The 25547-nt window shown below is 64.5% G+C and carries 22 protein-coding genes; 9 read left to right on the top strand and 13 right to left on the bottom strand.

Features of this window, described 5'->3' with window-relative positions; all coding sequences use genetic code 11:
- Window positions 1-175: 175 nt before the first annotated feature.
- On the bottom strand, window positions 176-2314 hold the full coding sequence (locus R4P47_RS20715; protein WP_411567364.1) for an MFS transporter: 2139 nt from the start codon (window positions 2312-2314) through the stop codon (window positions 176-178).
- Between the two features lie 138 nt (window positions 2315-2452).
- Between R4P47_RS20715 and R4P47_RS20710 the strand changes: the two genes are divergently transcribed.
- Window positions 2453-3115: a TetR/AcrR family transcriptional regulator gene (locus R4P47_RS20710; RefSeq protein ID WP_179272037.1), complete on the top strand. Its 663-nt coding sequence runs from the start codon at window positions 2453-2455 to the stop codon at window positions 3113-3115.
- 82 nt (window positions 3116-3197) lie between these two features.
- On the opposite strand, the gene R4P47_RS20705 is transcribed toward R4P47_RS20710, so the two are convergent.
- Both R4P47_RS20705 and R4P47_RS20700 read right to left on the bottom strand, forming a co-directional pair.
- Window positions 3198-3854 carry a hypothetical protein gene (locus tag R4P47_RS20705; protein WP_037194795.1) on the bottom strand — a complete coding sequence of 219 codons (657 nt, stop codon included), beginning with the start codon at window positions 3852-3854 and terminating at the stop codon, window positions 3198-3200.
- A gap of 66 nt (window positions 3855-3920) precedes the next feature.
- Window positions 3921-4646 (bottom strand): DUF6319 family protein, encoded by a 726-nt coding sequence (locus R4P47_RS20700; RefSeq protein WP_094669309.1) that lies wholly within the window; start codon window positions 4644-4646, stop codon window positions 3921-3923.
- A gap of 396 nt (window positions 4647-5042) precedes the next feature.
- Here R4P47_RS20700 and R4P47_RS20695 point away from each other — a divergent pair, with 396 nt between their 5' ends.
- Genes R4P47_RS20695 through R4P47_RS20685 form a run of 3 tightly spaced genes read left to right on the top strand, consistent with a single transcriptional unit; the run spans window position 5043 to window position 9788 of the window.
- Window positions 5043-7340 (top strand): glycerol-3-phosphate 1-O-acyltransferase, encoded by a 2298-nt coding sequence (locus tag R4P47_RS20695; protein ID WP_149406875.1) that lies wholly within the window; start codon window positions 5043-5045, stop codon window positions 7338-7340.
- Window positions 7337-8764 (top strand): HAD-IB family hydrolase, encoded by a 1428-nt coding sequence (locus R4P47_RS20690; protein ID WP_068048699.1) that lies wholly within the window; start codon window positions 7337-7339, stop codon window positions 8762-8764. Before R4P47_RS20695 ends, R4P47_RS20690 begins: the two co-directional genes overlap by 4 nt.
- A complete protein-coding gene (locus R4P47_RS20685) occupies window positions 8757-9788 on the top strand; it encodes an adenylate/guanylate cyclase domain-containing protein (RefSeq protein WP_269595696.1) in 1032 nt (343 codons plus the stop codon). Before R4P47_RS20690 ends, R4P47_RS20685 begins: the two co-directional genes overlap by 8 nt.
- On the opposite strand, the gene R4P47_RS20680 is transcribed toward R4P47_RS20685, so the two are convergent.
- Genes R4P47_RS20680 through R4P47_RS20645 form a run of 8 tightly spaced genes read right to left on the bottom strand, consistent with a single transcriptional unit; the run spans window position 9770 to window position 17137 of the window.
- Window positions 9770-10831, bottom strand: coding sequence for an MSMEG_0565 family glycosyltransferase (locus R4P47_RS20680; RefSeq protein WP_269595695.1), 1062 nt, complete (start codon window positions 10829-10831; stop codon window positions 9770-9772). The two genes, R4P47_RS20685 and R4P47_RS20680, sit on opposite strands and share 19 nt — an antisense overlap.
- On the bottom strand, window positions 10828-11679 hold the full coding sequence (locus tag R4P47_RS20675; RefSeq protein ID WP_269595694.1) for a carbon-nitrogen hydrolase family protein: 852 nt from the start codon (window positions 11677-11679) through the stop codon (window positions 10828-10830). Before R4P47_RS20675 ends, R4P47_RS20680 begins: the two co-directional genes overlap by 4 nt.
- Window positions 11680-11686: 7 nt before the next feature.
- Entirely contained in the window at window positions 11687-12961 is a 1275-nt protein-coding gene (locus R4P47_RS20670; protein WP_269595693.1) for an MSMEG_0569 family flavin-dependent oxidoreductase, read from the bottom strand.
- On the bottom strand, window positions 12958-13248 hold the full coding sequence (locus R4P47_RS20665) for an MSMEG_0570 family nitrogen starvation response protein (protein ID WP_149406870.1): 291 nt from the start codon (window positions 13246-13248) through the stop codon (window positions 12958-12960). The genes R4P47_RS20670 and R4P47_RS20665 overlap by 4 nt, the downstream gene beginning before the upstream one ends.
- Window positions 13241-14134, bottom strand: a complete 894-nt coding sequence (locus R4P47_RS20660; protein WP_317785591.1) for a carbon-nitrogen hydrolase family protein — start codon at window positions 14132-14134, stop codon at window positions 13241-13243. Before R4P47_RS20660 ends, R4P47_RS20665 begins: the two co-directional genes overlap by 8 nt.
- Window positions 14131-15546, bottom strand: a complete 1416-nt coding sequence (locus tag R4P47_RS20655) for an MSMEG_0567/sll0787 family protein (RefSeq protein WP_317785590.1) — start codon at window positions 15544-15546, stop codon at window positions 14131-14133. Before R4P47_RS20655 ends, R4P47_RS20660 begins: the two co-directional genes overlap by 4 nt.
- A gap of 1 nt (window position 15547) precedes the next feature.
- Window positions 15548-16603 carry an MSMEG_0568 family radical SAM protein gene (locus R4P47_RS20650; RefSeq protein ID WP_317785589.1) on the bottom strand — a complete coding sequence of 352 codons (1056 nt, stop codon included), beginning with the start codon at window positions 16601-16603 and terminating at the stop codon, window positions 15548-15550.
- Window positions 16604-16612: 9 nt separating this feature from the next.
- Window positions 16613-17137: an MSMEG_0572/Sll0783 family nitrogen starvation response protein gene (locus R4P47_RS20645; protein ID WP_068048684.1), complete on the bottom strand. Its 525-nt coding sequence runs from the start codon at window positions 17135-17137 to the stop codon at window positions 16613-16615.
- A gap of 250 nt (window positions 17138-17387) precedes the next feature.
- On the opposite strand from R4P47_RS20645, the gene R4P47_RS20640 reads away from it, so the two are divergent.
- Entirely contained in the window at window positions 17388-17768 is a 381-nt protein-coding gene (locus tag R4P47_RS20640) for a hypothetical protein (protein ID WP_269595690.1), read from the top strand.
- Window positions 17761-18165 (top strand): hypothetical protein, encoded by a 405-nt coding sequence (locus R4P47_RS20635; protein ID WP_094640560.1) that lies wholly within the window; start codon window positions 17761-17763, stop codon window positions 18163-18165. The genes R4P47_RS20640 and R4P47_RS20635 overlap by 8 nt, the downstream gene beginning before the upstream one ends.
- Before the next feature lie 159 nt (window positions 18166-18324).
- Here the strand turns inward: R4P47_RS20635 and R4P47_RS20630 are convergent, their stop codons facing one another.
- Window positions 18325-18753 (bottom strand): SRPBCC family protein, encoded by a 429-nt coding sequence (locus tag R4P47_RS20630; protein ID WP_179272040.1) that lies wholly within the window; start codon window positions 18751-18753, stop codon window positions 18325-18327.
- A 59-nt stretch (window positions 18754-18812) separates the two neighbouring features.
- Here R4P47_RS20630 and R4P47_RS20625 point away from each other — a divergent pair, with 59 nt between their 5' ends.
- The 3 genes from R4P47_RS20625 (at window position 18813) to R4P47_RS20615 (ending at window position 23599) form a co-directional block, all read left to right on the top strand.
- Window positions 18813-21083, top strand: a complete 2271-nt coding sequence (locus R4P47_RS20625) for an ATP-dependent DNA ligase (protein ID WP_269595689.1) — start codon at window positions 18813-18815, stop codon at window positions 21081-21083.
- 226 nt (window positions 21084-21309) lie between these two features.
- Window positions 21310-22524, top strand: coding sequence for a lipase family protein (locus tag R4P47_RS20620; protein WP_317785588.1), 1215 nt, complete (start codon window positions 21310-21312; stop codon window positions 22522-22524).
- Between the two features lie 85 nt (window positions 22525-22609).
- Window positions 22610-23599, top strand: a complete 990-nt coding sequence (locus tag R4P47_RS20615) for an ABC transporter substrate-binding protein (RefSeq protein WP_269595687.1) — start codon at window positions 22610-22612, stop codon at window positions 23597-23599.
- On the opposite strand, the gene R4P47_RS20610 is transcribed toward R4P47_RS20615, so the two are convergent.
- Complete coding sequence (locus R4P47_RS20610; RefSeq protein ID WP_317785587.1) at window positions 23596-25461, bottom strand: ABC transporter ATP-binding protein; 1866 nt, start codon at window positions 25459-25461, stop codon at window positions 23596-23598. The genes R4P47_RS20615 and R4P47_RS20610 overlap by 4 nt on opposite strands.
- Window positions 25462-25547 lie beyond the last annotated feature (86 nt).

Below are 25547 nucleotides of genomic sequence, written 5' to 3'. Positions count from 1 at the left end.
TGAACTTCGTGCACGCATACAAAACTCCCCGGTAGTCGGAACTGAATTACTCAGTCCAACTTCCGGGGAGCGGTGCACATACGTCTCGGCGGTGCAATGGTCCATTGACGCGGGCGGGGTTGGGTGCGCGGGCGGGATTGGGCGGGAGGCGGACCAGAGGCGGGCGGGGTTGCGACTACAGCGGCATTGCCCACATGGAGCTCGAGCGTTCCTTGAATGCCGTGCAGTTGGCGTGTTGTTTACTGGCCCGCTGGTAGAAGGTCTGCAGCGGCTCGGTGGGTTCGGGCGGCTGCGGTGTGGGCGCAACCGGCAGATCGCTGAGTTCGAGGGCTGCGTCGAGGGCTTCCTCGGCCTCGACGCGTCGGGTGCGCGCCAGGTTGGACAGGGCGAGCTGGTGGATCGTCACGCGGTCGCCGGACTTGCTGTCCACCGTGGCCTGTCGGGCGACGGAGGCGTCGAACTCGTACACCTTCGAGGCCAGCTGATAGATGCTGGGACGCTCGAGCTCGGCGTCCACCAGAGCCGGCTCGGCCACGGTGCGCGCAGGTGCCGGTGCGGTCTCCTCCGCGGTGCGCAATGCGTGCCGTGCGCCGGAATTCTGGGGCTTCGCCGACGGCCGCTCCAGTAGTTGCTCGAGCTCGGCGACCTCACGATCGGCAACCGGGTCCTTTGCCGGCGGCGCGACGAAGGGCACGATCGGCTCGAACTCGATCTTCTCCGACGACGTCGCCGCAGTCGCATTCTTGGACGGAATGAGCAGCGCGACGATCACCGTGCCGACGCCGAACACGACGGCGGCAACAACACTCGTGTGCACCACTGCGTCACCGAACGCCGCGACAGCATTGGCTTCGAGATTGTCCGCGAACCCACTGAGGAATGCGTTCTGGTCGCGGATGACGTCGGAGACGATCACCGCACCGGCCAACGAATCCTGCGATGCCGCAAGTCCTTCCGCCGCCTGACCGGTGTACTGGCCGTTCGGTTGCTTGCCGGGGAAGGTCTGCAGGAATCCTTCGATGCCCTGGCGGTAGGACGCGGCGAGCACCGATCCAAGCACAGCGATGCCGAGCGATCCGCCGAGTTCGAGGGCGGTGTCGTTGAGCCCGCCGCCCACTCCGAGCTTGCTGTCCGGAAACTCGCCCATGATGGAGTCGGTGCAGGGCGAGACGGACAGTCCGATTGCCAGACCGAGCAGCGTCAGCACCGGAAGAAAGTCGGAATACGTTGCGGTCGAGTCGATCCCGATGAGCGAGACGACCGACAGCGTTCCCACGATCATGCCTGCGGTGACGGTGACGCGCGGTCCCAGCTTCGGCGTGAGCCACATCGTGATTCCGGATCCGACGAAGACCGCACCGGCCAACGGCAAGAGGTGAACGCCGGTGGACACCGGACCGTAGCCGAGAGCGAACTGGAGATACTGGGCGACGAAGTAGATGGCACCGAAGGTGACGAGGAAGAAGATCAGCACCGCGAGGGTGGCACCGCTGAGGATGCGGGAAGAGAACATTCGGACGTCGAGCAACGGATTGGGATGGCGCAGTTCCCATCCCACGAAGCCGACGACCGACAGCAGCCCGACGAGCGCGAAGTACAGAGGCCCGACCGTCCAGCCGAAGTGCATCCCCTCGATGATGGCGTACACGATGGTCGACACGGCCAGCACCGACAGCAGTCCACCGATCCAGTCGATCGCACCCGGGTCGACGGCCCGTGACGGCGGGACCAGCACGACGGCACCGACGATGGCGGCCAACGCGATCGGAACATTGATCAGGAACGTCGAGTGCCAGGTGAATCTCTCGAGAAGCCAGCCCGCCAACAGCGGCCCGGCCGCGATCGCGAGTCCCGAGGTTGCCGCCCACACGGTGACAGCGGTGGCGCGTTCCCGCTTGGGAAAGGTCGCGACCAACAGCGACAGGGTGGCGGGCATGACGATGGCAGCGGCAACACCCATGACGATGCGGGCCAGGATCACCCCGAGGTTGGCATCGGTGAGTGCCCCGGCGACAGATCCGGCGACGAAGATGATCAGGCCGAGAATCAGAGCGCCGCGGCGGCTGTAGCGATCTCCGATCACCCCGCACAGCAACATCAACGACGCGTAGGGGACGGTGTAGCCGTCGATCACCCATTGCAGGTCGCTGCTCGTCAGACTCAGGTCGAGTGTCATCGACGGTGCCGCGACCAACAGGGACGTGTTGGCCATGACCACGATCAGCAGGCTCAGGCACAACACCACCAGCGCCGACCAGCGTCGTGGGTACGGTTTGTGCATATCTTGGACAGGCGTCATCGCAAGCAGTGTCATCGTGTGTTCCCCCCCGTTGGCAAAGTGCGAGACACACCTTGCACAGTGCTGTGCAGCTTAGGAAGCGTCGACTAGGATCGGCAATCTTTTGTGGCGGCAACCACACTCCCCGCCCGCGATCGTGCTAGATGTTGTCCTGTGCGTAAGACGACGGAGTCGAGTTCGATTGCACGGGACGCAGCTGCGCCGCCCGTGCAACGACGTGACGCCCGATCCAATCGAGCGCGAATTCTGCACGTTGCGCAAGGAGTGCTGGCGGACAATCCCGATGCGACCATCAACGACGTCGCCGCCGCTGCGGGAGTGGTCCGGCGAACCGTGTACGCCCACTTCGCTTCTCGCGAAGCGTTGATCGACGGTATCGCCGTGGAGGCAGCGGAACGAATTTCGGCTGCGCTCAACCGCGTTCCTGCCGCAGACGAATCGGCGGTGACGGTGTTCGTTCGGCAGACACTGGCCCTGGCCCGCGTCGGAGATCAGTACCGGCTGTTACTCGCGGTCGCACGGTCCGATCTGGGACACAACAGCATTCACGATCTACTGACTCCGATGCGCGAGTCGGCTGCCGCGGTCATCCGACGGGGACAGCGCGAGGGTGTGTTCTCCTCGTACCTCGCCGCCGAGGTGCTGATCCTCAACATCGAGGCCATTGCGCTGTCGATCCTCGACGCCACCAACGCCGGATTGATCGGCGATCCGGCCGGAGCGGCGACGACGTCGAGCCTGGTGCTGCTGGGAATCGCGCCGGACGACGCGGAACGCATAGTCGCAGATGTTCGGTCGTCCGCCCGCGCCCGCTGAGAGCAGTACCGACCCCACGCACGACGAAGGCCCCGTCGCGGTGTGTTGCGCGAACGGGGCCTTCGGCCGAAAACGGGTGGATCTAGGGAGCCGGGACGAATCCTGCGCCGAGTCCGTTGCCCTGATCGACGTTGCGGAGGATCGCGTCGAAGTTGGTGCCGACCTCGGGTCCGAAGCACGCCACGCCGAGGTAGGCATTGACCATGCCGACGAGGGTGTTGCCGACGACGACCGGGCTGCCCGAGTCACCTTCGACGACACACAGCTGTGCCCAGGTCTCCTGCGACTGCAGGACGTCGCCGTACGCGAGTCCGCAGGTGTTGCCGGTGGTACGGCCTTCCTTGCAGACGATGTTCGGGAACGCCGTCGGCGGACCGACCTGCGAGATGGTCACGTTGCCGACGCGGTTGATCGGTGCGACCTTGTCACGCTGGAATTCGATGAGGGCGTAGTCGTATTCCGGGTTGGAGAACGCGATGCGGCCGACCTCACCGAGGGAGGTGTCGTACTCGGGGACGATGGAGGCGCCCGCTTGGCCACAGTGACCGGCGGTGAAGCCGACCAGGTTTCCGTTGCGGTCGTTACCGATCGTCGTCAGCGTGCACTCGGCCGCGCCTCCGACGATGATTCCCGAGCCGCCGCCGAGAGCAGCTGGAGTGGCCGCGGATGCGGACCCCACGCCGACGCTGGCTACGATTGCAGCCGCCCCCACGACGACGAGCATGAATTTCTTGAACATGTACTCCCTCTCAGCGGTGTCGGCAGAACCCTAGCAACAACAGGTGTACGAACACGAGCGAGTCGTTCATACGTCCTGCTCGAGGGCGGCAAGCGTCGTGCGCGCCTCCTCGAGTTGACGGCTCAGTTCTGCAACGCGTCGGGCGGCTTCCTCGCGCGCGTGGGAGATGACTGCCTCGACTGCGTCGCGTGCAGTGGGGTCGCCCAACTCCCGAACAGCGCGGCTCACCGACTCGGGGCTCACCGGTTGCGATTTGGTGGGCCGCTTCGCCCCCTGGGTGACCGTGACGGACCAATCGTTGTCGGCCCCCGCATGAATGGTGACGCTGACGCCGCCCGGTGCCTTCTTGGCTCGACGGGGAGCCGGACTCGGCGGTTGCACGGCCTTGGGGCGTTCCGCCACCGTCTTGGGCTGTGCCGGCTCCGCGTCGGGCCGAACCGCTACGGGTTTGGGCTGCACCGGCTCGGCGCTCCTTGCCGGCGTCGCCTGAGGCGGTGCCACCTTCTTCGCGGGCACGCGCTTGGCCGGCGCAGGCGGAGTTGCCGCGTTGCGAGTGATGCGCAGTTCCTCTGCCTCGTAGGGCAATTCGTCGTTGACACCCTTCGGGCTGATGGTGACCGTGGTGCCGTCGATCGACACGACCTTCGCCGACGTCCCCTCGGGCAGGCCCAGACTCGGGTTGGGTTCACGAAGATAGACGGTGGCCCGACGCCCCTCGGCGAGCGCCGCGGCCAGAGCCGTCAGATTCTCGGGAGTCAACGAATCGTTCACGGCGCGCCCACGGGGTGGCATCGACTACCGGCCTTTCTCGAAAGTGTTTGCGAATACTGTCGCACACTTGCAGGTGAGATGCGGCCGGGGCAGCACAGGGCGCGTCGGATCGGCGTATCGAGAGGAGGTTATCCGTTAATCCAAGTAACTGTAACCACAAGTAACTGTAACTTGGATTAACACTTAGATTTGGTTGGCCGAGAAGGCCGATGTCTCTCACTGTATACGACAGCCGCCCGGCGCACCGCGCGCGCACTCGAGGTGCCATCGGCCCCACCAGGGTACCGGCGAGTAGCCGCGCGACTCCCGGGCGAGATCGGTGTCCCGGAACCACCTCACCGAACCGCCCTCGCACACGGTTTCTGCCGCGTAGCCTGGCGGCGTGCCTCCTTGCGAAGGTACGGAACAGGAGTCTCGATGTACCACCTCGACGCGGACGAACAGTCGCTCAGCGACGGTCCGCACGTGTATTTGCTCGACGCCAAATCCACCCTCGAGGTTCAGGCTCTGAATCAGTGGATCGACGCCACCACTCCGGACGGCGAACCGCGACCACCCTCGGTGGTGCTCTCCGGTGAGGCGAAAACGTCACTCTCGGACAGTGTTCGCGGCTACGCCGACGATCCGCTGCTGATCCCGCTGCGGGTGACTCTGTCCGATCGCAAGAGCGGCATTCTGCACCGAATCTTCGCGCCTCGTGGTCGGTCCAAGCCAACGCAGGTGTGGCAGCGATGGGTGGCAGGCGACGACCCGGACCACTCCGCGGTGTTGGTCGGCGAGCCCGCGACTCTCAGTGATCTGCAGGATCGGTTCGAGCGCGGCGGCGGCACGTCCCTGTCGTCGTTCATTCTTCGTCAGGCCAGTCTGGCGCTGGACAAGGCCGAGCGCGGCGTCATCGGCTCCGAGTACAAGATCCCGCGATTCGTCGTCGAGGACATGACGGAACAGAAGAAGTTCCGGGACGGAATCACCGAACTCGCCGAGGAGGTCGGCCAGGATCGCGACGCCGTCGACACCCGCGTCCAGGAGATCCTCGGCGAGATGGTCGCAACCGAGACCCGCCGCGCGGTCGAGATGTGGGGAACCCTCGGGGCGTACTTCTCCCGGGCGTACAAGGTCGACGTGGACCGTGATCAGTTGCAGAAGGTGCGCGAACTCAACAAGAACTATCCGCTGGTGTTCCTGCCCAACCACCGTTCCTATCTCGACCCGCTCGTACTGCGTCCTGCCCTGCTGGCCGAAGGCCTGCCGCTCAACCACGTCATGGGCGGCATCAACGTCGGCTTCTGGCCGCTGGGCCCGATCGCCAAACGCAGTGGCGTCGTGCTCATCCAGCGCAAGTTCTCCGACGCGATCTACAAGTGGACGCTGCGTCAGTACATGAGCTTCCTGCTGAGCAAGCGGTTCAACCTCGAGTGGTACATCGAGGGCGGCCGTAGCCGCACCGGGAAGCTCCGCCCGCCGCGATTCGGCCTGCTGACCTATCTGGTGGACGCACTCGAGACCAGCGATGCCGAGGACGTGTACCTGGTTCCGACGTCCATCACCTACGACCGGCTGCACGAGGTCGGTGCGATGGCCGAGGAATCGCACGGCGCGAAGAAGCAGGCCGAGGGTATTCGGATGGCCATCGGGTACATCCGCGCGCAGGGCACGTTGCGCGGCAACGTGTACCTGAACTTCGGCGAGCCGATGTCGGTGGCGTCGATCGTCGCCGAGAACTCCGACAAGCGAGTGGCGGTGCAGAAGATCGCGCTCGGTGTCTCCCACGCGATCAACGACGCGACTCCGGTGACGCCGGCCGCATTGGTCACCATGGCCCTGCTGGGCATCGAGGATCGCGCCCTCAACGTCAACGAGATGTGGGCCATCATCGCCCCGCTCGCCCGCTACATCAAGCGCCGCAACCTGCCCACCGCGGGCGGCGTGGACATCGCCGACGTCGACGTCGTGCGCTCGGCCGTCATCGCACAGGTCAACGCCAACGTCGTCAAGCGTTTCGACGACGGTCCCGAGCCCCTGTTCTACCTGGCTCAGGACAAGCATCTGGTCGCAGCGTTCTTCCGTAACAACGCAATCCACTTCTTCGTCATGCGCGCCATCGGCGAGCTGGTCGTGCTGCCGACCAGCGGCGATTCGACGCCACTGACCCAGGAGTCGCTGTGGCAGTCGGCACTGCAGTTACGTGATCTGCTCAAGTTCGAGTTCTTCTTCGGCGACAAGAAGGACTTCGGCGAACGGCTCGAATCCGAGGTCGATCTCATCGACCCGGACTGGCGCGCCAACATCAGCGACCCCGAATATGCTGCACGGCAACTGCAGTCGCAGGATCTGCATCTGGCGCACCGCGTGTTGCAGCCGATCTTCGAGGCATACCAGGTGGTTGCCGATCAGCTGATGTTGCTGCCGCAGAGCGGTGAGTTCGACAAGGCGAAGTTCATCACCGAATGCCTCGGTGCGGCTCAGGCCAGACGACTTCGTCAGCAGCTCGATCACAGCGAGTCGATCTCCGGCGAATTGTTCGATACAGCATTGCAATTGGCCGAGAATCGCGATCTCGTCGACTCCACGTCCGACGGTATAGCCCGGCGGCGTCGAGCATTCGCGCTCGAGATCGACGAGTGGGCACGCAAGGTACGCACGATCCGCGACATGGCCCACCAGATGCTGCGCGAGGTAGAACCGATCTCGGCCCCCGAGGAGAACAATTCATGACCGAGTTCGACGATCGACTGATCGCGATCGCCGCCGCTCCACCCGGCCGAGACACCGTTGCGTTCTTCGATCTGGACGGCACCCTGATCAACGGGTTCTCCGCCCGTGCAGTATTTCTCGAACGGCTCAAGACTCTCGACGTGACGGTCAAAGAACTGTGGGAGATATCGAGTGCCGTCGTCGAGATGCGGATGCGCAACTCCCCGGTCGACAACCTGATGGGCAAGGCCGTCCGGGGCCTGGAGGGCCGTCGGGAAGACGATCTGATGGAACAGGCAGACACGCTGTTCCGCAACGAGATCGCGCCGATGATCTACCCACAGGCCCGCATCCTCGTCGAAGCACACCGTCACGCCGGTCATCGACTGGTGATGGCCACCTCGGCCACGCCGTACCAGGCGCTGCCCGTACAGCAGGACATGATGTTCGAGACACTGCTGTGCACCACTCCGGTGGTCACCGACGGCATCCTGACCGGGGAGCTGGTCGGCGATTCGCTGTGGGGACCACGCAAGGCCAAGGCCGCGATCGACTACGCCGAACGTGAGGGAATCGCTCTCGCCGGCTGCTTCGCCTACTCCAACGGCGGTGAGGACATTCCACTGCTCGAGGCCGTCGGCCGTCCCATCGCCCTCAACCCGGATCCCGAACTGCAGCGCTACGCCGCCAAGAAGAAGTGGCCCTCGCTCACGTTGGAGAGCCCCAAGCGCGGCACCGATCTGACCTCGGCCGTGCGCAGCACCGCAGCTCTGGGGTCGGTGCTGGCCAGCGCATCGATCGGCCTCGGCCTCGGGCTGCTGACGCGCAGCAGGCGCAACGGAGCGAACATCACGAGCACCATTGCGCCCGACATCGCTCTGACCATTGCCGGAGTCAAGCTCGACGTGACCGGCACCGAGAACGCGTGGTCGGCGCGGCCCGCTGTGTTCATGTTCAACCATCAGAGCACCGCCGACTCGATCATCGTCACGTCCATTCTTCGACGGGACATCACCGCGGTCGCCAAACGAGAACTCGAACGCGACCCACGATTCGCATTGCTGGGCAGGATTTTCGACGTCGCCTACGTCGATCGTGGTGATCCCTCTCAGGCGCGAGAGGCGATGCGCCCCGCCATCGAGAAATTGCACAGTGGCATCTCGGTCGCCATCGCGCCCGAGGGCACACGGATGCCGACGTCGCGTCTCGGCCGATTCAAGAAGGGCGGCTTCCACCTGGCGATGCAGGCCGGAGTGCCCATCGTTCCCATCGTCATCCACAACGCGGGTGACGTGATGTGGAAAAAGGATTTCACCGTCCATTCCGGTACCGTCAAGGTCACCATCGGAGAGCCCATTCCCACCACGGACTGGGAGCCCGACAAGATCGACGCGTACGTGGACGATGTCCGTTCCTATTTCGACAGAACGTTGGGATATGCCTGAGAACGAGATCAACTCGGTGGTGCAAGCGGAGATCGAACGCAATCTCCTGGGGGGCACTCCGAAGTACACCCGGTCCGACATCGTCGACAGGTCGGGGTTGCCGCTCGAACGGGTCATCGCGCTGTGGATCGGCATGGGCTTTCCCATCCACACCGATACCGAGGCCGTCGTCTACACCGATGCGGACCTCGAGGCACTGAAGTTGATCACCGGACTCACCGAGCAGAAGGTCATCAAGCCCGAGATGGAGGTCGCGATCGCGCGCACTCTCGGCCAGTCGATGTCCAGACTCGCGGAATGGCAAGTGGGCGTGGTGAACTCTCACATCCTCGAGCGCATCACCAGCAGCGACGAGGACCAGAACGATATCGACACCATCCGGCACAACGCCAGGGATATCGCTGCCGAGACGGTCCCCACCCTCGAAGCGCTCCAGGCGTACACCTGGCGACGGCACTTGGCCGCGGCGGCCGGACGGTCCATCGCCGCTCCCGACGACGCCACCGACAGCCCCGTCATGGCCGTCGGCTTCGCGGACATGGTCGGCTACACCAGCCTGACGCGTCGACTCGACATCGGCGAACTGACCACGCTCCTCGAGGAGTTCGAGTCTCTCGCCACCAATATCATTGCGCGCGGGCGTGGTTCGGTGATCAAGAACGTCGGCGACGAGGTGATGTTCAGCGCGCAGACTCCCGAGGACGCCGCCCACATCGCCCTCGACCTGCAGGACGCGTTCGCCGAACAGGAAGACATGCCGGATCTGCGGGTCGGGCTGGCCTGGGGGCCGGTTCTCGCCCGTTACGGTGATCTGTACGGGTCCGTGGTCAACATCGCTGCGCGCCTGACCAGTTCGGCCAATCCGGGAACGACTCTCGTCGACACCGTCATGACCGAGGAACTGCGTCACGACTCCGAGTTCTACCTCAAATCGATTCGCTCACTACGGGTCAAGGGTTTCCACAAGCTCAAGCCCCATCGGCTCAAGCGCAACAAGCGCAGCGGTCACCGAAGCGAGGAGTAGAACTCCAGATGTTTACCCGCAGCCTCGTCCCACGTGAGGCTGTGCGCCAGCGTCAGGCCCGGTAGCGGATCCTGCGGTTCTCGCACGGCACGTTGAAGCTCGGCTGCCATGGTCTGCGCCGAGGACGCGTAGGTGACGCTGTTGCCGAACACTTCTCGCAGTACCGGCAGATCTCGCGCGACGACGGGAGTCGACGCCGCGAGTGCTTCCATGGCGGCCAGTCCGAAGCCCTCCTTGGTCGAGAAGAACGGCAGCACAGCAGCCTGTGCCACGAGGTGCGGCAACTCGTCGTCGTCGACGGTACCGAGTATCACCGGCTCGATACCGAGTTCGGCTGCGCGGCGGTCGAATTCCGCACGATAGTCGCGATAGTCGAACAGCGTTTCACCGCCGGCGAAGACCAATCTCAGGTCGTGCGTACGCAGCCGGGCGAAGGCGTCGAGTAGATCCAGGCTGCCTTTGCGCGGTTCGATACCTCCCACGGCGAGCACGTATCGGCCGAGCTTCTCGCGCCAGTGCGATCGGCCCGATTGCGCCGCTGCGGTGAACCTCTCGGCGTCGACGCCGTTGGGGATGACCGTGGGCTCGAATCCCCATCCGCGGCGAACGTCGCTCGCCACCGCCGCCGACACGCAGATGCGCGCGTACGGGGCCGTGATCGCGCGTTCGTGGCACGCGGCCAGCTCGGGCGTGGTGAACTCGTCCAGGTGGTGGATGGTCCTGATGCAGCGGCCGACGGCATTGGCGGAGATGCAGTCCTGCGCATGCACGATGTCGTACTCGTCCGGCGTGAAAGCCTGCCGCAGAACATCTATCGACCGCAGAATTCGTTCTCCGACGTTCTCCCCTTCCCGGTGCTCGAACGGGACCATTTTGATGTCGACGGCGGGGTCCACGTCACGAAAGAACGTACTGTCGCCACCGCGGCCGAGGGACCACACCGACACGTCCTGCCCGGCGCGCGCCAGCGCCTCGGCCAGCGCCAGCGTGTGCACCACTCCGCCGCGCGGCTTGGACGAGTAGGTCGACAGGCTGATCTTCACTGACCTGGCTTCTCCTGCAACAGATTCGGGTAGGCATCCACTCGACGCTCGGCCAGGTGATGCAGCCCCCGGCGCGCTCGGTCGACCTCGGCGTCGACATCGATCTCGTGCACCGCAAGGCCTCCTTTGGACCAGGTCCGCGCTAGTACGTCGCCACCGGGGCCGACGATCTTCGCCTGCCCGAGAAAGCGCAGCGAACCCATCACTCCGGTTTGATTGGACGAGACCAGCACCACCTGGTTCTCGGCCGCCCGGGCTGCGTCGTACAGATCGAACAGACGGGACTGCCGATCGTTCGGAAGAGAAGACGCTCGATCCGTGACGCTGGCGGGCCACGCAGACAGGGCCGCTATGATTCTCGCGCCGTCGAGCGCCAACGTCCGCGCCGACTCCGGGAACGTCTTGTCGTAGTCGATCAACATGCCCATCCGCCCCACCGGGGTGTCGAAAGCCTCGAAGTGATCACCGGCCGCATAGGCGAGCGACTCCCCGAGCGGCTGGTGCACCTTGCGGTGACTACCCAGGATGCCGTCTCCGGTCAGACAGGCAGCAGCGTTGTACCGCAGTCCTTTCGACAGCTCGGTGTAGCCGATGCAGATCGTCATGTTCCCGGCCGCGGCGATGATCGCCGCCAGTTCCGGACCGTCGGGATCGAGGGTGGGCGGCAGTTCCGCGGGATCCGGATTGCTCAGACTGTTGATGTAGCCCCCGAGGGACGCGTCGGGCAGCACCAGGAGATCGATGCCTTCTCGGGCCGCACTGGAGATGATCGTGGTGATCTTCAGTACGGCTCGGTCGACATCTCTCCCGAAATGCGCTGCCAGCGCGCCGATCTTGATGGGGACCACGAGAAGCTCAGACCATCTGACTCTGGGGTTGTGCGGCACTGATCTCGAGACCGATCTGATCGGCGAGGAACGCAGCGTCCCTCGCCACCGAGGCGAATCGCCCCGAACCCCAGGTGTGCTGCCACGGCAGACCGAGGAAGTACAGGCCGGACACCGAGGTGACGCCTCGGTTGTGCGTCGGGTGGCCCTCGCCGTCGAACGCGCCGACCTTCAGCCAGCGATAATCGGTACGGAAGCCGACGGACCAGACGACGGCCTTGATATCGGCGGCGACGAGGTCGAGTTCGGTGGTCTCGGTCTCCGGACGCCACACCGGAACGTAACGCTCCTCGCTCGGCGCGCTGATTCCCTCGCGCTCGATGTAGGCGTCGATGTTGTCCTTGATGCTCTCGGCCACGCGGTCCGCAGCGTCGAGGGATGCCTCGAGGGTGGGCGCGAACTGCAGAACGCCGTCCTCGACTCCCAGTAGGCGGCCGTAGAGTTTCATGCCCTCGGTGGCGAATGCGCGCAGGTCGATGTCTCGACCACCGTCACGTCCGGTGACGTAGTGGTTCGTGTTCTCGCGTTTGCCGACGCCGCCGGGTTGATCTTCGATGGAGACATCGTAAACCCCCATGTCGTGCAACCAGGCGACACAGTCGCGGCCGCGATAGAATCGCGCGACGCGGGGAGCGGTGCCCGCCACCAGATGGACGCGGCGGCCGTCGAGGTGCAGGTCCTCGGCAATCTGGGCACCGGACTGGCCGGTGCCGACCACCAGCACGTCGCCGTCCGGGAACTGGTGTGACCCGCGGTATTCGGAGGAGTGGATCTGGACGATGTCACGGGGAAGCTTCTCGGCGAACCTCGGGATTGTGGGGATGTGGTACCCACCGACGGCGACGACGATCTGATCGGCATGCATGGGGCCGGCGGAAGTCTGGAGGTCGAAGCCACCCGCCACCGACTGAAGTGCCTGATCGACCGAAACGTGCTCTCGGACCGGTGCATCGAAGCTTTCCGCGTAGCGGCGTACGAAGGCGTACACCTCGTCACGCTGCATGAATCCATCGGGATCGTCACCGTCGTAGGAGTACCCGGGGAGCGCGCACTGCCAGTTCGGCGTCACGAGGGTGAAGTTGTCCCAGCGGGAGTCCTTCCACTCGTGCGCGATCGTCTCACGCTCCAACACCACATGTTCGATGCCACGCTGAGTCAGATGCCAACTGATGGACAGGCCGGCCTGCCCGCCGCCGATGACGATCACGGAGTAGTTTTCTATTGCACTGTGATTCTCCGTCATAGCAATTCAGCTCCCGACATGCTCAGTACGCGAACGGCACCGGCCTCGTACGAGGCACTGACACCGTGAATCTCCTCCATCTGTTGTGCGGCCGAGGTGCACCGCATGCCGAACTTGGCGAGCACTCGATCGCTGGCGATCGTCAACGCCTCCGACGTCCGTTGCACGAACTCCGCCACCGGGTAGTCCTGGCCGGGCGTCAGGTAGTCGTGCATCACCAGAGACGGTGAATAGCAGGACTGTTCGCGTCCGTCGGGCCATCGAACGAGGAACGACATCTCAGGCATGGATCGGCTCCTTGGTGATGGTCCGGTACACGGACGGCCGACGATCACGAAGGTTGTACATGCCGCCGCCACGTGATGCGCCGATGAGGGCAGCGACGTCGACGGTGGCCGTGGCCAAGCCCGGTTCGACGCCCGTACCGGCGAGAATCTCTCCGCCGGGTCCGACGATCTTTGCGCTGCAGACGAATCGGAGAGATCCGAAGGTACCTGCCTGATTGGCCGCGACCCAGATGATCTGATTCTCGAGTGCACGAGCGCGGTCGTAGATGTCGAACCGCTGCTTCCAACGGTCCTCTTCCATGTTCTCGACAGTGGCGGTGCGGGCCGTCGGCCAGGCCGAGATGGAGGCGACGATCTCGGCACCGTCGAGCGCCAGTTCCCGTGCTGCCTCGGGGAATCCCTTGTCGTAGCAGATCTGCATCCCCATGCGGCCGATCGGAGTGTCGAAGGCGGAGTAGCTGTCTCCCGCGTCGTAGCAGAGATTTTCACCCAGCGGCTGGTGCACCTTGCGGTATGAGCCGAGGATTCCACTGCCGTCGACCGTCACTGCGGCGTTGTAGCGGGTATCACCGTCCTTCTCGCAGAAGCCGAACGTGATGACGGTGTCGCCGGCCATGTCGACGACGCGTCTGATCTCGGGGCCGTCGAGTTCGAGGGCCGGCGGCAGGGCTTTGAGTCGACGCTGACGTGATTCCTCGGTCTCGTCTCCTCCGCCGAGACTCGGCAGGTAGCCGCCGAGGCAGGCCTCGGGCAGGACGAGCAGCTGGCTACCGCGATTGCGCGATTCCTCGAGCAACGCGGCGATGGTGGCGTAACCCTGTTCCATGTCGCGTCCGAATTCGGCTGCGGCGACGGAAATAGTGATGGGCTTCGGGTGGGTGGTCATGCTTCTCCCAATCCGGTCACGGTGGACGTGACCGCGCGAGTGGTGATTCCGTCGGGCCATCGCAGTGCGACGCCCGGAATGTCGGTGAGCTCTCCGCAGACTGCGGACAGCGCAGGTCCGGACGGTGCAGTGGGTGCACCGGGACGGTCCGCGGTGATCATCGCGAACCCTGGAAAACACGTGATCCATTCGCCCATCGACGCTGCGTCGGGCTTCGGTATCGAGGCGACGTCGAGTACTGCACCCGTCCCGCTCGCCTCGGCCAGCATTCCGGTGGTACCCGCCAGGCCTGCCATCGAGACGTCCTTGGCGGCCTTGGGTGCGGTGCGGGAAACGAACGTCGCCATGGCCGTCAGTTCGCCGGAGTTCCGACGAGACGACGAATCCCATTGCTGGCCATGATATCCGCGTCGCCACTCGCCTTCGATGTCTGCGGTGAGCGTCAACCGATCGCCGACGCCACCGCCACCGGCCGGCACCGGTCGCGAGGTCCGGCCGAGTGCGGTGACCGACAGCGACGACGGCACCCCGGCCTGGGTGTGGCCACCGAGCACCGGAACCTGCCACGCTGCAGAGGCGTTGGCGAGACCCCGGATGATGCGGGTCAGCCGACTCTGGGTAGGTGCGCCGACGGAATCGAGCATGCCGACGGCTCCTGCTCCCATCGCCGAGAGGTCGTTCAGATTGACCAGCGCGGCACACCAGCCGGCCCACTCGGGGTCGCGATCGACCATGGACGGGATGATGGCATCGCACGCCGCGATCATGTCGCTCCCCGGTACCGGAACGCCGTCGTCGCCGCGAAAGCCTTTGGCACCGAGTCCGAGTGGCTGCGCCCGGAGAGGTGCGAGTACCCCGGCGAGCATCGCCTTGGTCGAGGAGACGAGCCGTTCGATCCGGTCGATCGGCCAGTACATCGCCACGTGCGGCGTGTCGGCAACCTCGACGTCGCCGCGGCGAATCCATCCGAGGCGGTTGAACAATTGCTCGTTGCTCTTCTGCACGGTCGCGTCGAAGCGAAGAACACCTCTGCTCTCGGCGTGCGCGCAGGCAGCCCGAACAAGGGCAGGCCCGACGCCGGAGGTGCGCGCCGAAGAAGCGACCACGAGCCGGCTTCCCGCCCACCACCCCAGATCCGTTGCGGTGCAGGGTGCCAGCCGCACTCCGCCGAGCACGGTGCCGTCCCGATCGGTGGCGACCAGAACGACTGCTCGTGGGTCGTCGTCGATGTCGTCCTGATCGGTGCCGGCGAACAAGCCCTGTTCGGCAACGAAGGTCGCCCTCCGGAGTGCACGATAGGCGTCGAGCTCCGCTGTACTTCCGCACGGCTGGACGATGAACCCGGGCTCGACGACAGTGGTTGCAGTACCGGACAATCCGGCAAGGTCGCCCTGTTCCACGACACCGAACATGTCAGCCTCCCGCGTTCTGCAGAACGCTGCACGCACCGCATGCCGCGCAGCCTGCCTTCTGTTCGGATCCGAGCATCGCCGCGGCCTGAAGTTCCTTGGCGACGCGTCGGGTGACGTTTTCGAGAACGTCTCGGCTCGGTGCCGTCGCTCGGTCGATGTCCACTGCCAACGTTCCGGCGAGCGGCCGGAACGGAACCACGAAGGGGTAGACCCCCATCTCGATCAGTTCTGCTGCGCCTGCTACCAATTCGTCGGGATCCTCACCGAGTCCCACCAGGATGTACGTCGAGACCTGGTTTCGTCCGAAGACACGAACCGCTTCTTTCCACGCCGCGCGGTACTCGTCCATCGAGACCGAGGCCTTGCCCGGCATCCACCGGCGTCGAACGTCGTCGTCGAGAGATTCGACGTGGATGCCGATGGAATCGGCTCCGGCGTCGTACAGATCTTGGATCGTCTGCAGATCGCCGGGAGGTTCGCACTGCACCTGGATCGGCAACTGCGGAACCACCGCCTTGATGGCGCGCACGCATCGGGCCAGGTGGCGAGCACCGCGGTCCTTTGCGGCCGAGGTGCCGGTCGTCATGACCATCTGTGTGACGCCGTCGAGTCGCACCGCCGCCTCGGCCACCTCGGCCAACTGCGCCGGGGTCTTGACCGCGATGGTGTCCCCGGCCTCGAGCGAGGCCTCGATGGAGCAGAAGCGACACCGCTGGTCGGCGTCGTAGCGGATGCACGTCTGCACCACGGTCGTAGCGAGGACGCCGGAGCCGTGCAGCTTGGCGATCTTCTCGTAGGCGACGCCGTCGGCTGTGGCGAGGTCGTAGAACTTCGGGCGATCGACGGCCTGAACATCGAGTCCGATGTCGTTGCCGTCGAACAACACTCGCCCCTCTTCGAGAACGTACGGGCTGAGCGGATTGCGGGGGATGGCTGCGCCGAGGCCATCGATGCGGACATGTCCATCGTCACTCGGGCCTGCACCGGCAGTTCTGGACACCGGCGTTGCTCCTCGAATTCCGAGCAACGCCAGATCCACGCGTGTAGAGATGGACATCGAGATCCCCTAGACCATGTAGGTCGAATTGATGATGGCACCCTTGCGCGCGTAGTGGATCAACGCGTCCTGCACGTCCAGGGGATGGGCCGGGATGACGCCCTCGATGAGGTCCTCTTCGCGGCCACCGTGCAGTGCGAGCCCGAAGCGGCAGCAGAACACGGTGCCGCCCTCGGCGATGAATGTCGCGAGCGAATCGTTGATGTTCTGCTCGCCCGGGAAGCCGGAGTCACCGGTCGTCGGAAAGCCCCGAGTGGCAAGGCAATTGATAGCGCCGGGGCCGTAGAAGTACATGGCGGACTCGAAGCCCTTGCGCAGAGCGCGCGTTGCCTGGAGCACAGCGACGAAGGAGACCGACGATTCGTGTGCGATGCCGTGCACCAGCGTGAAGTAGCTCTCGCCGTTCTCGGCCTTGTAGTCGGGGAAGATCTTGGTGGAGCCGTAGATGTTGCTGCCCTTGGGGAGTGAAGGGTGCGGGATCTCTTCGAGCGACTTCTTGATGTTCTCGGCGATGGCCTGGTCGATGTCTGACACGGGTGTCTCCTGAAGTTCGCAGAGCTGGCTGGATGAGGTGGACGCCTGTGGCCACCGTGGGAAGAAAGGTCATGTCCGGCGAGAGAGCAGATCCTCTGCGGGCATGGAACAAGTACAAGCCCCATCCATTTCCGATTGGTCACACCCGGAACAACGCCGTGTTTCGAGGGCCTCACAGTGTTGACGTGGCGTTACGCGGATAGTGTGGAGGTCGAACCACCCATCCACTCCGAACTTGACGAGGAACTCGATGATCGGCGCCGTCACCGGCTTGTTGTACGCGTTGTCCCTGGTCGTAGGCATCTGGGTGCTCGTGAAGCTCGCCATGAACCGACCGGTCCTGCTCAAGGACAAGTCCGATCGAGCCCTGTTCTGGACCATCGCTGCCACCGAGGCCGTCGTCGCGCTGCAGGCCGTCATCGGATTCGTCATGATGTTCACCTCGGATCGAGACATACACCGACTCACGTTCGGGTCCTACCTCGTCGGACTGCTGTTTCTGCTTCCGCTCGGGACGTGGTGGTCCCTGGGCGACCGCTCCCGCGGCGGCACCGCGGTACTGCTCGTTGCCGTCCTCACCCTCGCGGCCATGGTGCTGCGCCTGAGCCAGATCTGGGCCGGATATGCCTGACAACCTCCAGCAAGCAACGCGCACCGGATTCGGGCGCTTCCTCATTGCCGTCTACGCCGTGTTCGCCGTCGCGGCGACAGCACGCTCGATCGTGCAGCTCACCACTCGATTCGACGACGCCCCGATCGCGTATCTGCTGTCGGCTTTCGCGGCGGTCGTCTACATCGTGGCCACTGTGGGACTGGCCCGAGCAACCGAGGCATCCCGACGCGTGGTGACGGTGTCCTGCATCATCGAACTCGTCGGAGTCATCGGCATCGGCACCCTCAGCTACATCCAGCCCCAGGACTTCCCGGAGCCGACGGTGTGGTCGCACTTCGGATCCGGGTACGTCTTCATCCCGGTGGTGCTCCCCATCGCGGGACTGTGGTGGTTGCGAAAGACTCGTCAGCGGTAGGGGTCTTCCGCAATTTTTGCTCCACTCGGACGGGTCGCACGCGGGGAATCTCTCGATCGAGGCCTCGAGTGGAGCATCCCATGCAGTCTCCAGCCCCGCACCGAGACATCGATGCGGGGCTGGAAAAGGTTGTCGTGCAGCTACTTCAGCAGAGACGTGTCAGCTCAACGCCGCCAGGTTCGCAACGGATTTCTTGACATCGGTGTCCAGCGCCCGCGCCACCACCGATCCCACCGGACCGAACAGCACGCCCCCACCGAACTTCGCGTCGAGTGTCAGCTCCGAACCACCCTCGGCCTCACGCACATGGACCGTCAGCGAGATCCGCACCCCGCCCTTGCCGCGGCCGGACATCTCGATCAACTTCGGCTCTTCGTACTCCGTGAAGGTCCAGTTGATCGTGTTCTTGAAGCCCTTGACCTTGACCAGCGACTCCACCTCGGTGCCCTTGCCGACCTTCTTCGGCGGTGGGCTGCACCATCCACCGTGAATGGTCATCCACTCGTCGAACCGATCGAGCGCGGAAGCCTTGTCCCACGCGCCCTGCGGATTTTCGGGCATCTGTACCGAGACACTGATCGTCGCCATGTATTCGAGCCTGTCACAACTCCCCCGCATCTTCAGACGGCGGCCGTTAACCTATGACGATGGCCACGCTCGAGATCGAGGGTCGGAAGGTCTCCGTCACCAACCTCGACAAAGTGCTGTTCCCCGAAACCGGCACCACCAAGGGCAACATCATCGAGTACTACGTCGCCATCGCACCCGCCATGCTGCCGCACCTCGTCGGCCGAGCCGTGACCCGTAAGCGCTGGCCCAACGGCGTCGACCAGTCGTCGTTCTTCGAGAAGAACCTCGCTGCGTCTGCCCCCGACTGGCTCGATCGACGTTCGATGCAGCATTCCGACCGCGTCGTCACCTACCCACTGTTCTCCGCCGCAGCCGATCTCGCGTGGCTCGGCCAGCAGGCGGCCATCGAAGCGCATGTGCCACAGTGGCGATTCGACGGCAACGATCCCGGCCCCGCCACCCGCATGGTCTTCGACCTCGATCCCGGTGACGACGTGGATCTCGCCCGGTGCGCCGAAGTCGCCTGCGAGATACGGGATCTGATCGGCGATATCGGGATGACTGCGTATCCGGTCACCAGCGGCAGCAAGGGAATTCACCTGTACGTCCCGCTGGAGAAACCGCTGTCGACTGCGGGGGCCTCCACCGTCGCCAAGCGTGTGGCCACCTTGTTGGAAGAGCGCTCGCCGGATCGGGTGACGGCAACGATGGCAAAGGCGAAGCGAACCGGTCGAGTGTTCGTCGACTGGAGCCAGAACAACGGCAAGAAGACGACGGTCGCCCCGTACTCGCTACGCGGGCGAACCCTACCCACCGTCGCAGCACCACGCACGTGGGACGAGCTGGAAGCGACGGGCCTGCAACAGCTTCGGTTCGAGGAGGTGCTCGAGCGATTCCGTGACCTGGGCGATCTACTGGCAGAACTGGACCCCACCATGGACTCGGCACCCGAAAGAAGCGCTACCACAGACAAACTCGTCAAGTACCGCAGCATGCGCAGCGCCGACAAGACTCCCGAGCCGATACCGACCACCACCGAGCCACAGGGCAACAACGACACCTTCGTCATCCAAGAGCATCATGCCCGACGACTGCACTACGACTTCCGACTCGAACACGGCGGCGTCCTGGTGTCGTGGGCCGTCCCGAAGAACATCCCGGTCGACCCGAAGCAGAATCGACTGGCGGTACACACCGAGGACCACCCGCTCGAATACGCGACATTCTCCGGACGAATACCCAAGGGCGAGTACGGCGGCGGCGACGTCACGATCTGGGACAGCGGAACCTACGAACTCGAGAAGTGGCGAGACGACGAAGTCATCGTCGTCCTGCACGGACAGAAGGCGCGCGGGCGGTTCGCACTGATCCGCACCAAGGGCAGCCAGTGGTTGATGCACCTGATGAAAGACGCACCCGACAAGCCCGAGCCCAAGAACATCTCACCGATGCTCGCCACCGCAGGCGACATCCGCGATCTTCCGAACGACGAGTGGTCGTTCGAAGGCAAGTGGGACGGGTTCCGCATCGTCGCCGAACTCACGCACGGTTCGATGACGCTACGCACGCGAAGCGGCAACGACTACACCGAGAAATTCGGCGCACTCCAATCGTTCGCCGACGACCTTGCCGAGCACGACGCCGTCGTCGACGGGGAAGTCGTCGTGTTCGACGACAGCGGTGTCAGCAGCTTCGAGAAACTGCAGAACGCCACCCGTGACGAGATCCGATTCATCGCGTTCGATCTGCTTCACCTCGACGGCACGTCACTGCTGCGCAAGAAGTACTCGGATCGACGACGGTTGCTCGAACTTCTCACCACCGGACTCGACTCCGTGCTGGTGCCACCACGACTGACGGGGACCGCTGCGGATGCCATCGCCGAAAGCAGAGAGCGGGGCTGGGAAGGTGTCGTCGCCAAACGCACCGACTCCGTCTACCAACCCGGCAAGCGCGCCCACACCTGGATCAAGTTCAAGAACTGGCGAACCCAGGAGATCGTCATCGGTGGGTGGCGTCGGGGACAGGGTCGCCGTTCCGGCGGGTTCGGCTCGTTACTGATGGGCATTCCCGACGGGGAGCGACTGCGCTACGTGGGACGCGTCGGAACCGGGTTCGACGATCGTGCGCTCGATACGCTCGGTGCCCTCCTGGCCCCACTCGAGGCGTCGGACAGTCCCTTCTCCTCGGTGTTGCCCCCGGCCGATCGGAACGGAGCGGTGTGGGTCGAGCCTGTCCTCGTCGGCGAGGTTCGGTTCTACGAGGCCACGGAATCCGGCCATCTGCGGCATCCGAGCTGGCGCGGTCTGCGCCCGGACAAGGAACCGAAGGCGGTGCGTCAGGAATGACGAGAATGCTCCCGGTCGATTACTTGATTTCTACCGAAGAAACGAGCATAGGTAACGTTCGGTTGCCATAAAATGAGCGGATGCGTACCGTGGCGCACATCGTTTCCGGGGGAGCGTAACAAGTCACGAGTCGTCAGCTATAACGGTTTGCGGGCCGGCTCTATGGGGGCTTGCCAGATCACCGCAGCGCTCGTCGCTTCGGTTCAGGCACGGAGGGGTTTACCACATGCGGGTTCTCAAGTTGGCAGGCGCTGTCAGCATGACGGCGGTTGCTGTCCTGTGTTCGTCACTCGTCGGCGCAGGTCAGGCAGTTGCAGCGCCGTTGTATCCGACGCCTATCGCCGACGGCTTCTACTCTCCGCCTGTGGATCTCGATGCGCTCGCACCGGGCGACGTGATCTCGAGCCGCCCGATGCCCCCGCCCCCAGGATTCTTCGGCGTCGACGTGTGGCAGCTGAATTTCCGCTCCACAAATTCGGCCGGCGATCCCATCGCCGCAATAAATACCGTGTTGGTTCCGCAAAACAAAGCACCCAACGGGCCGGTGCTTTCCTACCAACACATCATCAATGCTCTCGGTCTCGAATGTGCACCTTCACAAGCGCTGTGGACGAACGACCCCAATCTCCAGATTCGTGAAGCACCCGCACTGAATGCAGTACTGCAGCGCGGCTGGACCGTCGTCATCGCCGATCACCTCGGACCCAACAGCGCCTACGGCGCCGCCAAGCTCGGCGGACAAATCGTGCTGGACAGCATTCGCGCCACTCAGCGCTTCGATCCCATCCAGGTTCAGCAGAGCCCGGTCGCGTTGGCCGGCTACTCCGGTGGTGGAATGGCCACCGCATGGGCAGCTGCGCTTCAGAACGACTACGCACCCGAGCTGAACATCGTCGGCAGCGCGAACGGTGGTGCTCCGATGAACCTCGAGCGCATGGCCCGCGATCTCGGTTTCGCCCCGCACCCCATGTTCGGTCTGGCGTTCGCTGCCGCGCTCGGAATCGAGCGCGAGTACCCCACCCGCATCCCGATCAGCTCTCAACTCAACCCGCTCGGCAAGCAGATCGAGAGCCAGATCCAGAACGGGTGCACCAACGACATCATCGCGGCAGGCGCAGGCAAGAGCGCCATGGAGGTCGCTGGCACGCTGGATCTGATCAGCAGCCCGGAAGCGATCGCCGCCGTCAACGACAACAGCGTCGAACTGTACCCCGGCGTACCGAAGGCACCGTATTTCGAGTGGCACAGCCCCTCCGATGCGTTGATCCCGGTCAGCGCCATCGACAACACGATTGCCCGGTACTGCCGCGCCGGAGTACTGGTGACCGAGGTGAAGGTGCCCAGCAACGATCACCTGACTGCTGCAGTGCTCGGTCTTCCGCAGGCACTCGAATGGATCGACCAGCGATTCGCAGGTGTACCCGCGACGTCCACCTGCTGATCGGGACGTCCGACCCCGGCACGTGATCGACGCTTCGATGGGTCGGTTAGGCTAACCTCGCTAAGTTCCGTTGCGAGGAGACCCCATGAAGAAGTCTGTCCAGCTCGTCGTCACCGGTGCCTCGGTTCTGGCGCTGGCCGTCGGCTGCTCGTCCACCGACGAGCCCGAACCCACCGGTAACTCCGGGAGCGCCGACGGATTCCCGGTCACCGTCGATCACCGGTTCGGTGAGACGGTCATCGACACCGAGCCCACCCGCGTCGTGACGATCGGGTTCAACGAGCAGGACTTCGCCCTCGCACTGGGCGTCAAGCCCGTCGCGACCCGCGGCAACCTCAGCTACGACTACCGGCAGCGCCCATGGGCCCAGGAAGCGTTGGGCGGTACCGAGATTCCCGAGGTCGGCAGCACCGATCTCAACCTCGAGCAGATCGCCGCGCAGGCACCCGACCTGATCCTCGGCCCGTACTCCTTCATCGACCAGGGCCAGTACGACCAGCTCTCCGGGATGGCCCCGACGATCGCCGACATCGGCGGCTACGAGAACGTGCCCGCCGCGACGTGGCAGCAGGAGTTCGCCGTCGTCGGCGAAGCACTCGGCAAGCAGCAGGAAGCACAGGACCAGACGTCTACGCTCGAGCAGAAGTTCGCCGACACCGAGGCCGAGAATCCTCAGTTCACCGGCAAGTCACTGTCTCTCGCGTTCGTCATGGACGACGGCAGCTACCTGCTGCTCGGCAGGGACGACATCCGCGCCCTGTTCTTCACCGACCTCGGCTTCGAGATTCCCGACGCCTCCGAGACCATCAGTCCCGAAAATCTCGACCGACTCGACACCGACGTCCTCGTCATCGCCGGCCAGAGCCGCGAGCAACTGCAGGCCAACCCGATCATCGCCGCACTCGACGTCGTCGAGCAGGATCGAACCGTCTACATCGGCTCGTTCAGCACCGATCTGCCCTCGGCCCTGGGATATTCGAGTCCGCTCTCCCTGGACTACGCCATCGACGGATTCACCCCGATGCTCGCAGCGGCGACCGACGACGACCCGTCCACGGTGGTCCCGGACGCTTAGCCGGTTTGTGCGAACTGCGTCCGATGCAGCTCCTCGTAACGGCCTCCCGCTGCGAGGAGCTCGTCGTGCGTGCCCCGCTCGGCGACTCGCCCGTCCTCGATCACCAGGATCACATCGGCTGCCCTGATGGTCGAGAGCCGGTGCGCGATGACCACCGACGTCTTTCCTTCCAAGGCCTCGGCCAACGCAGCCTGCACGGCGGCCTCGGACGTCGAATCCAGTGAAGCCGTTGCCTCGTCGAGAATGACGACTCGTGGCTGCGCGATCAGCAACCGGGCGATCGTCAGGCGCTGACGCTCACCACCGGAGAGTCGGTACCCTCGCTCGCCGACAACGGTGTCCAGGCCGCCGGGCAGCGATCGCACGAGGTCGGCCAGCCGCGCCCTCGACAGCGCATCCCACAGTTCGACGTCGGTTGCCTCGGGCCGAGGCAACAACAGATTCGACCGGATGCTCTCGTGGAACAGGTGACCGTCCTGGGTCACCATTCCCACTGTGCCGCGGACGGATTCGGCCGTCAGGTCTCGCACGTCGACTCCTCCGAGTCGAACCGCACCGCCGTCGACGTCGTACAGCCGTGCGATCAACTGTGCGATCGTGGACTTGCCCGCACCGGACGTACCGACCAGCGCGACCATCTGGCCGGGTTCGGCTCGGAACGAGACGCCGTGCAGCACTTCCTCTCCCCCTCGCGAATCCAGAGTCGCGACCTCCTCGAGTGAGGCGAGCGAGACCTTGTCCGCAGACGGGTACGCGAACCGAACGTCGTCGAGCTCGACGGCCACCGGCCCCGGCGGCAGAGTCCGTGCGTCCGGCTTGTCTGCGATGAGTGGAACCAGATCGAGAACCTCGAAGACCCGCTCGAAGCTGACCAGTGCGCTCATGATCTCCACCCGAGCACTTGCCAGCGCAGTCAGCGGGGAATACAGGCGAGCCAGCAGAAGAGACAGCGCAACAACCGAACCCGGGTCGAGCGTCCCCCGCAGGGCGTAGAAGCCGCCCAGTCCGTACACCACGGCCAGGGCCAGTGCCGAGACGAGAGTCAGCGCCGTCACGAACACCGTCTGCACCATGGCGCTGCGTACTCCGATGTCTCGGACGCGCTTGGCTCGCACCGCGAACTCGACCGATTCCTGTTCGGGATGACCGAACAGTTTCACCAGCGTTGCTCCCGGTGCCGAGAATCGTTCGGTCATCTGCGTACTCATCGCCGAATTGTGCGCTGCCGCTTCACGTTGCAACCGCGCGAGGCGTCGACCCATCCGGCGAGCGGGAAGCACGAACACCGGAAGCACAATCAATGCCAGAAGCGTGATCTGCCAGGAGATCCCGATCATCACCACCAGGGTCAGCGCCAGCGTCACCAGGTTGCTGACGACCCCGGACAGCGTGGTGCTGAATGCGCGTTGCGCTCCGATGACGTCGTTGTTGAGTCGACTCACCAGCGCACCGGTGCGGGTTCGGGTGAAGAACGCGATCGGCATGCGCTGCACGTGATCGAACACCGCGGTCCGCAGATCCAGGATCAAGCTCTCCCCGATGTTCGACGAGAGCCACCGATTGATCAGACCGACCACGGCGTCCACCAGAGCGATGGCCGCGATCGCCACGGCGAGCCACACCACCACGCGCCGCTCGCGCCCGTCGACGATGGCGTTGACCACCCGGCCGGCCAACACCGGCGTGGCCACGGCAAGAACGGCCAGGGCCACGCTGAGCACCAGGAACCCACCGAGGGCACGGCGATGCGGCGCAGCGAACGTCAGGATCCTGCGGGCCGTCACCTTAGAGAACGACGACTGAGTGTCCGGCCTGTTCATCGTGCGATACATCTGGTTCCAGGCGGTCATCTCCATGCTCATGTCATCAACCTCATGTCACCAACGTAGAACCTCGACATAGGTCGAGGTCAAGTGCGGATCCCCTTACCGACCTCGACTGCACCGAA

Source organism: Rhodococcus sp. IEGM 1370 (genome assembly GCF_033142325.1).
GTDB lineage: Bacteria > Actinomycetota > Actinomycetes > Mycobacteriales > Mycobacteriaceae > Rhodococcoides.
The sequence above is the reverse complement of the archived record's forward strand: the minus strand, read 5'-3'. Positions and strand labels throughout refer to the sequence as shown.

Bases quoted from the DNA above. Each gene is read 5' to 3' on its own strand.
- R4P47_RS20615 (WP_269595687.1), top strand. From the start codon at position 22,610: ATGAAGAAGTCTGTCCAGCTCGTCGTCACCGGTGCCTCGGTTCTGGCG.
- R4P47_RS20630 (WP_179272040.1), bottom strand. From the start codon at position 18,753: ATGGCGACGATCAGTGTCTCGGTACAGATGCCCGAAAATCCGCAGGGC.
- R4P47_RS20610 (WP_317785587.1), bottom strand. From the start codon at position 25,461: ATGAGCATGGAGATGACCGCCTGGAACCAGATGTATCGCACGATGAAC.
- R4P47_RS20705 (WP_037194795.1), bottom strand. From the start codon at position 3,854: ATGTTCAAGAAATTCATGCTCGTCGTCGTGGGGGCGGCTGCAATCGTA.
- R4P47_RS20635 (WP_094640560.1), top strand. From the start codon at position 17,761: ATGCCTGACAACCTCCAGCAAGCAACGCGCACCGGATTCGGGCGCTTC.
- R4P47_RS20695 (WP_149406875.1), top strand. From the start codon at position 5,043: ATGTACCACCTCGACGCGGACGAACAGTCGCTCAGCGACGGTCCGCAC.
- R4P47_RS20690 (WP_068048699.1), top strand. From the start codon at position 7,337: ATGACCGAGTTCGACGATCGACTGATCGCGATCGCCGCCGCTCCACCC.
- R4P47_RS20685 (WP_269595696.1), top strand. From the start codon at position 8,757: ATGCCTGAGAACGAGATCAACTCGGTGGTGCAAGCGGAGATCGAACGC.
- R4P47_RS20660 (WP_317785591.1), bottom strand. From the start codon at position 14,134: ATGACCACCCACCCGAAGCCCATCACTATTTCCGTCGCCGCAGCCGAA.
- R4P47_RS20640 (WP_269595690.1), top strand. From the start codon at position 17,388: ATGATCGGCGCCGTCACCGGCTTGTTGTACGCGTTGTCCCTGGTCGTA.
- R4P47_RS20665 (WP_149406870.1), bottom strand. From the start codon at position 13,248: ATGCCTGAGATGTCGTTCCTCGTTCGATGGCCCGACGGACGCGAACAG.
- R4P47_RS20655 (WP_317785590.1), bottom strand. From the start codon at position 15,546: ATGTTCGGTGTCGTGGAACAGGGCGACCTTGCCGGATTGTCCGGTACT.
- R4P47_RS20625 (WP_269595689.1), top strand. From the start codon at position 18,813: ATGGCCACGCTCGAGATCGAGGGTCGGAAGGTCTCCGTCACCAACCTC.
- R4P47_RS20620 (WP_317785588.1), top strand. From the start codon at position 21,310: ATGCGGGTTCTCAAGTTGGCAGGCGCTGTCAGCATGACGGCGGTTGCT.
- R4P47_RS20670 (WP_269595693.1), bottom strand. From the start codon at position 12,961: ATGACGGAGAATCACAGTGCAATAGAAAACTACTCCGTGATCGTCATC.
- R4P47_RS20715 (WP_411567364.1), bottom strand. From the start codon at position 2,314: ATGACACTGCTTGCGATGACGCCTGTCCAAGATATGCACAAACCGTAC.
- R4P47_RS20700 (WP_094669309.1), bottom strand. From the start codon at position 4,646: ATGCCACCCCGTGGGCGCGCCGTGAACGATTCGTTGACTCCCGAGAAT.
- R4P47_RS20650 (WP_317785589.1), bottom strand. From the start codon at position 16,603: ATGTCCATCTCTACACGCGTGGATCTGGCGTTGCTCGGAATTCGAGGA.